The organism is Kitasatospora sp. NPDC041988 (genome assembly GCF_055588525.1).
The window spans coordinates 49,730-54,389 of the sequence record NZ_JBVJCO010000059.1 but is presented as its reverse complement, the minus strand read 5'-3'; the positions used below and the strand labels follow the sequence as shown (position 1 = coordinate 54,389).

At 75.3% G+C, this 4,660-nt stretch carries 4 protein-coding genes; all 4 read right to left on the bottom strand.

The window, feature by feature from the left end; translation table 11 throughout:
- Positions 1–324, bottom strand: a 324-nt coding sequence (locus ACZ6NC_RS37380; protein ID WP_465738339.1) for an NAD(P)/FAD-dependent oxidoreductase, incomplete at its 3' end; no start/stop codon positions are given.
- Positions 325–497: 173 nt separating this feature from the next.
- Positions 498–1,496, bottom strand: coding sequence for a hypothetical protein (locus tag ACZ6NC_RS37375; RefSeq protein WP_465738338.1), 999 nt, complete (start codon positions 1,494–1,496; stop codon positions 498–500).
- Entirely contained in the window at positions 1,493–2,296 is an 804-nt protein-coding gene (sigM, locus tag ACZ6NC_RS37370; RefSeq protein WP_465738337.1) for an RNA polymerase sigma factor SigM, read from the bottom strand. The genes ACZ6NC_RS37375 and sigM overlap by 4 nt, the downstream gene beginning before the upstream one ends.
- Positions 2,297–2,342: 46 nt before the next feature.
- Positions 2,343–4,358 carry a protein kinase family protein gene (locus ACZ6NC_RS37365; RefSeq protein WP_465738336.1) on the bottom strand — a complete coding sequence of 672 codons (2,016 nt, stop codon included), beginning with the start codon at positions 4,356–4,358 and terminating at the stop codon, positions 2,343–2,345.
- Positions 4,359–4,660 lie beyond the last annotated feature (302 nt).

Here is a 4,660-nt window from a genome sequence, read left to right as displayed (position 1 = left end):
GGCGCGGGCCTGGTGGACGTTGCCCTCGGAGTCGGTGACGGTCTTGACGTCACCCGTGAGGTCGACCGCGACGATGTCGTCCGGGATCAGCTCGGCGCCGAACCGCTCGGCCTGGGCCCGCATGTTGTCCATCAGCTCGGGGCCCATGATGCCGTCCCGGAAGCCGGGGAAGTTCTCCACCTCGGTGGTGTTCATCAGCGCGCCGCCGGCGGTGACGGCGCCCTCGAAGACCAGCGGCTTGAGGGAGGCACGGGCGGTGTAGAGCGCGGCCGTGTAGCCGGCCGGGCCGGAACCGATGATGATCACGTTACGGACGTCGCTCACTGCATCTCCTGGTTCGCATCGCGACCCGCGTTAGGTGCGGGGAGGGCGGTCCTGCTCCGCCGCCCGGGACAACGACTGACCAGTCTCTCGCATTCCCAGGCGGATCCGTACCAGGTGCCCGCAGTGTGGGAGCGTCGGACGGCCCCGGGCGTGGATCGCACGGGAACCACCGGTCAGCGGGCCGGGACGGTGCGGTGCAGCAGGACGGGGCCGCAGTCAGGGGAGCGGAGATAGACGTCCAGCTTCTCCGGCTGGTCCGGGACGGCGTACACCAGGACCTCGGCCGGGGCGCCGGCGTAGCTGCCGGAGTCGGTGGCGAGCAGCCGCCCGGCGGCGGGCGCCGGGCAGGCCGGGGTGCTGTGGCCGCCGGCGATCCCCTGCTGCCCGTCGGCGGGCGGTGCGGCGGACGGCAGGGCGGCGCCGTCGGGGGTGACGCCGGTCCGGGCGAGCAGCTGCCGGACCTGGGCCGCCAGCTGGTCGTCCCGGTAGACGGTGCTGCCGCTGCCGTGCTCGCTCCTGGGGGTGTTGGGGGCGCTGCTGGGCATGGCCCCGGCGGTGTCGCGGGCGCCGCTCGGCATGGCTCCGGCGGCGGAAACGGCCGCGGTGTCCGAGCCCTTCTGGTCGGCCGGGGAGAACAGCAGGGAGCCGCCGAGGCCCGCCGCGAGCAGTACGGCGGCCGCGCCGAGCATCAGGCCGACCCGGCGCCGACGGGAGCGGGGGCGGCCCGGCCCGGTGGCCGCCGCCGAGGTGGCGGGCCTTCCAGGCGGCCCCAGGGGGGCCTGGGAGGGGGTAACGGAGGATCGGGACGCGCTGGACGGGGCGGCGGTCTGCCCGGGCGGCGCGGGGGCCTTCCGGGGGGTTCCGGGGCCCTCGGCGGGTGCGTCGTGCTCGGCGGCCGCGGCGGCCAGGGCGGCGTCCAGCCGGGCGGCGACGTCGGAGGGCATGGCCGGCGGCTCGGCGGAGCCCAGCAGGGCCTGCACTTCGGTGAGCGCCTCGGCGGTCTCGCGGCACTCGGCGCAGCCGGCCAGGTGGCTCCGGAGCGCAGCGGCCTCGTCGGCGGACTCGACGAGCCCCTCGGCGAGGTCGGCCAGCTCGTCGACGGAGGGGTGCGGTCCGGCGGCGTGCGGTTCCACGGGGTCGCCGGGGTCGGGGGAGGAGAGGGGGGCCGTCATCGCGTGCTCGCATCTCCTTCCAGAATCGGCCGGCCGGTGTCCGGGCCTGTCCTTGTGACGGTGCGCGCCCCGGACGGGTTCCCGGGCGGCGAGGCGGCGGCCCGCGGGGAGCGGGCCGGTCTCTCCGTTTCACGTGGAACAGCCTCACGTGGAACACCCTCGTCGCGTGCGGCTTCGCGTGGCCCGGCTTCGCGCGGCGCGGTGCCCGCGGCCGGCGCGGTGCCGTCCTCGCGCAGGTGGCGGACCAGCGGCAGCAGCCGGGCGCGGCCGCGGGCGCAGCGGCTCTTCACGGTGCCGACCGGGACGCCGAGCAGCCCGGCCGCCTCGGCGACGGGGTAGCCCTGCATGTCGACCAGGACCAGCGCGGCCCGCTGCTCGGGCGGCAGTTCGGCGAGCGCCGCCGCCAGCTCCTGGTGCAGCTCGGCCCGGACCACCGGGGAGTCGGCCGGTTCGGCGGAGCCGACCAGCGCGTCCAGCCGCTGCGGGTCGTCGTCCAGTGCCTTGGTGCGGCGGGTGGCGGCGCGCCGGGCCCGGTCCAGGCAGGAGTTGACCACGATCCGGTGCAGCCAGGTGGTGACGGCCGAGCGGCCCTGGAAGGTGTGGGCGGAGCGGAACGCGGAGACCAGGGCGTCCTGGAGGGCGTCGGCGGCCTCCTCGCGGTCGCCGAGCGTGCGCAGGGCGACCGCCCAGAGCCGGTCGCGGTGACGGTTGACCAGCAGGCCGAAGGCGTCCCGGTCGCCGGCGACGTGCCGGGCGAGCAGCGCCGCGTCGTCGTCCGCCGGGTCGGTGCCGTCCGCCACTGCCACCCCTCGTCGTGCCTGTCGTGTTCGTCCCGCGACCGATGGGTCAGCCGAAGACCTTGACCTCGGCGATCTGGCCGCGGAACTTGCCGTCCTTGCTGTCCTTCGGAATGTTGGTCAGCCAGATCAAGAGATAGCGGGTGGTGGTCGGGGAGTCCAGAGCGAAGTCGACCGAGGTCCCGCTGCCCTTGCCGACCACCGTGAAGGAACCGGGCTGGGCGCCGGCCGGGTCGGACTGCGCCGGCGACTTCGGCACCCGCAGCTCCGCCATGGTGCTGCCGATGAACTGGACGTTCACCGCGTTGACGGCCTGGGGGGAGCCGAGGTCGATCAGCAGGCCGGTGCCCTCCTTGTACCCGCCGGGGGCGAACTGCTCGTTGTAGCCGAAGGTCGTCCAGGCCGAGGTGGGATCGCCGTCGAAGGCCTTGTCGAGAATGTGGGCGGACTCCGGCGAGTCGCCCTTCGGGTTGTACGACAGGGCGGCCTTCACCGGGATCGGCACCGGGGTGTGCGCCACGGCGTGCACGGTCGGGGAGCTGGTCGGGGTGGGCGTGGAGGCCACGACGGTCGTCCCGGGGTTGCGCAGGCTGTCGACCAGCTGCCAGGAGGCGACGCCGATCGCACCGAGGGCGACCGTCCAGGCCGTCACCTTGACCACCCGGCGCAGCCGCCGCCGGGTGCGCCGGACCGGGGCCTGCCGGGCGGCGAGGGACGCCGTGGCGGGACCGGTGTTGGGGGCGGCGATCACCCGGGTCGGGTTGGGCGCGGTGGGCAGCGCGTGGGTGTTGTGCCGCGGCGGGGCGGTGAAGGCGGGCAGCTCCGGCTCGGGCTGGCGGATGCGCGGCATCAGCGCGATCGCCTTGGCCAGCTGTTCGGGGGTGGTGATCGGCTCGGCGTGGTGCGGCGGCTGGTCGAACAGGGCACGCGCGGCCAGCTCGGAGAGGCCCTTGTGGACCCCGGCCCGGACCTGGTCCGGCGGTACGTCGCGGAGGTTCTTCGGCAGCCCCCTGAGGTCGTAGCGGTCCTCGGGGAACGGCCAGCGGTGGGTGAGCGCGGCGAAGAGCAGGGCGCCGATGGCGCGGGTGTCGGCGCGCTCGGCGTCGTCCGTCCCCTCGCCGGTGACCTCGTCGGGCAGGCCGCGCAGGGCGGCGTCGACCGCGATGCCGTTGATCCGGTACTGGCCGCTGTCGGTGCGCAGCACGCAGCGCGGGGTGAGCCGCAGATGGGCCTGGCCGCGGCGGTGGGCGGCGGCGACCGCGTCGGTGACCTGGCGGACCATCTGGTACGCCTCGTGCGGCTCCATCGGGCCGGTGGCGATCAGCCTGGCGAGGTCGGAGGCGTGCGGGAGCCACTCCCGCACGACGTAGACCAGCTCGCCCTCCTGGACGGCGTCCAGCACCTGGACGAAGCGCGGGTCGCCGAGCAGCGCGGCGGACTTGGCGGCGGCCAGCACCTTCCGGGCGCGCTGGTGGCCGGAGGCCATCAGGTGGACGCCGACGGCCCGGCGGAGCTTCTCGTCGACCGCGCGCCAGCTGCTGAAGGTCTCGGTGTGGGAGATGCACTCCTCCAGCCGGTACCGGTTGCCGATCGTGTCGCCGCTGTGCCGCAGCGGGGCCGGCAGGGTCTTCGGGAGGGTGCCGGTCTCGCGCGGGTCGTGGGTGGGCTGAGGGTCCTGCGGCGGGCGGCCGGCGGGGCGTGCGGTGGCGCCGTCGGTCCCGGCGGCGGTGCCCGGCCGGCGGGCGCGGTCGCCGACGGCCAGCTCGGCGCGGATCTCGTCGACCGACAGCGGCGCGGTGATCTCGGAGGTCTCCTCGCTGACGGAGGTCGCGGGGGACGGCTCGTCGTCACCGCCGCGGTCGTCACCGCTCACGGTGCCGGCTTCGTCGCCGGCCTCGTCGCCGGCTTCGGACGCGTGGGCCTGGTCGGCGTCGGTGGCCTTGCCGGCCACGGTGGCCCGGGCCGTCTCGCCGGTGAGCTCGTCGATCGCCGCGGCCAGTGCGGCCTCGTCCGCCGCCCCGTCAGCTGCTGACGTGTCGACGACCGCCTTGGTGCCATCAGCCACCGTGGTCCTGCCTCCCCTTGTGTCGCCCCGGCCTGAGAGAGTCGCTGGAGCCGATCGGGCCGAGGCCCTGTGCTCCAGGACAATTGTGCCCACTCTTCTCCACCGGGTACGACCGCTGAAAGGTCGGTGTGGTTGCGCGATGGTGGAGAGATGTGGTGCAGATCCGGCACTGGGGGGGGGGGGGGGGGGGGGGGGGGGGAAAGGGGGGGGGGGGGGGGAGAGGGACGGCCCAAGGGGGGGGGGGAAGAACAGCCCTTCGGTTTGGGTCCCATTCGGAGGGTGGGGGGTACGAAAAGGTGTGT

What these genes read in the sequence shown, in the direction of transcription:
- ACZ6NC_RS37375 (WP_465738338.1), bottom strand. Translation starts at nt 1,496, where the DNA reads ATGACGGCCCCCCTCTCCTCCCCCGACCCCGGCGACCCCGTGGAACCG.